At 73.7% G+C, this 1655-nt stretch carries 2 protein-coding genes; both read right to left on the bottom strand.

Annotated elements, in window-relative coordinates; genetic code table 11:
* Positions 1-71: 71 nt before the first annotated feature.
* On the bottom strand, positions 72-596 hold the full coding sequence (locus DPA01S_RS15940; protein ID WP_232303218.1) for a molybdenum cofactor biosynthesis protein MoaE: 525 nt from the start codon (positions 594-596) through the stop codon (positions 72-74).
* Positions 596-1645 carry a bifunctional molybdenum cofactor biosynthesis protein MoaC/MoaB gene (gene moaCB / locus DPA01S_RS15935; RefSeq protein WP_061227893.1) on the bottom strand — a complete coding sequence of 350 codons (1050 nt, stop codon included), beginning with the start codon at positions 1643-1645 and terminating at the stop codon, positions 596-598. Before moaCB ends, DPA01S_RS15940 begins: the two co-directional genes overlap by 1 nt.
* Positions 1646-1655: the final 10 nt, after the last annotated feature.

Raw genomic sequence — 1655 nt, 5'->3', positions numbered from 1 at the left:
AGCCCCCACACCCGCCCCGCCTGACGCCCAGCCCCGCCTGAAACCCTGCGGCGGCGCGCCGCCGGTGCTACTCAGCAGTCGCCGACGCCCACCCACTCCGACAAGCCGTCGGAGAAGCGCTGGCGTTTCCAGATCGGCACCTCGTGCTTGAGGCGCTCGATGAGGTCCGAACACGCCGTGAACGCCTCCGCCCGATGCGGCGCCACCGCCACCGCGACCACCGCGACCTCACCCACCGTCAACACGCCCACCCGGTGCACCGCGCCCACGCGCGTCACGCGCTGCGGATCGACGGGCCGACCGTCGGCGTCGGCGGGGCCGCTGTGCTCGCGGGCCACCTCCGCGCAGAGCCGGGCCAGCACATCCTGCGCGACAGGGTGAGCGGAGTACTCGATGTGCTCGACATCGGCGCGACCGGCGTCGTGATCCCGCACGATCCCGGAGAACGTCACCATCGCGCCATCCGCCGAGCTCCACACGGCCTGCTCGACCTCGCGGGGCTCGATCCGCTCGTCGGTGATCCGGGCCAGCGGCGCGGGGTGCGGCTCGGAGTTCGGCCCGGAGGGCTGTCCCGAGGCCGGGGTCGGGGCCGACATCAGTGACCACCACCGTGGGCGTGAACGTCCAGCAGGTGCTCGAGCAACTCGTCCAGCACCGCCAGCCCGTCGCTGACCCCGCCCGACGACCCGGGCAGGTTCGCCACCAACGTGCGCCCGGCGAACCCGGCGAGACCACGACTCATCGCGGCGGTGGGCGTCGCCGCCAGCCCGCGGGCCCGCATCGCCTCCGCGACCCCCGGCAGCTCGAGTGTCAGGTGCGGCGCCGTCGCCTCGGGCGTGCGGTCGTCGGGCGCGACCCCCGTGCCGCCGGTGGTGAGCAGGACCGCCGGCGAGCGGCGCACGTGCTCGGTGACCGCGGTGGCCACATCCGCATCGGCCACGACGTGCACCTCCACCGGCGAGAAGCCGCGCTCACGCAGCCAGGCCTCGATGGCGGGCCCGGTGGTATCGGTGCGGTCGCCGCGGGCGGCGGCCGTGGAGGAGACGACGACGACGCCGGTCCGGCCGACCTCGAGAGCAGCGGGCCCGGAGTTCGAGCGGCCGCCCTCGTCGTCGTCGTCGATCCCACCACTCGGTTCGGTGCCGTGGTCTTCCCGCCTCCAGTCACCGCGTTTGCCGCCCGACTTGGCGGCGAGGCGGACACCGTCCATGGTGGCGAGCGGGTCGACCGCCTTGACCATGTCGTGCAGCGTGAGCCCCGCGATCGACACGGCGGTGAGCGCCTCCATCTCCACGCCCGTCCGACCGGTCGTCTTGGCGGTGGCGCGGACGAGGATCTCGCCGGACTCGTCGTCGAGGTCGAAGTGCACCTTCACCGAGTCCAGCGGGATCTGGTGGCACAGCGGGATGAGCTCCGACGTCTTCTTGGCGGCCCCGATGCCGGCCAGGCGCGCGGTGGCCAGGACATCCGCCTTGCCGAGCGCGTCGCCCGCGACCATCGTCACCACGTCCGGGCGCGTGCGGAAGACCCCCTCGGCGGTGGCGGTGCGCGTCGTCACGGCCTTGTCGCCGACGTCGACCATCCGCACGCGGCCCTCCGAGTCGAGGTGAGTGAGGCCGGAGAGGGAGCGATGCGAGTCTGCCATGACCTCCACG

Source organism: Dietzia papillomatosis NBRC 105045, from assembly GCF_001570845.1.
In the GTDB taxonomy this organism is placed as follows: Bacteria; Actinomycetota; Actinomycetes; order Mycobacteriales; family Mycobacteriaceae; genus Dietzia; species Dietzia cinnamea.
Note: the sequence above shows the minus strand (reverse complement) of the source record. Positions and strands in the feature narration are given on the sequence as shown.

Excerpts from the sequence above, each read along its gene's own strand:
- DPA01S_RS15940 (WP_232303218.1), bottom strand. The coding sequence starts at position 596 with ATGTCGGCCCCGACCCCGGCCTCGGGACAGCCCTCCGGGCCGAACTCC.
- moaCB (WP_061227893.1), bottom strand. The coding sequence starts at position 1,645 with ATGGCAGACTCGCATCGCTCCCTCTCCGGCCTCACTCACCTCGACTCG.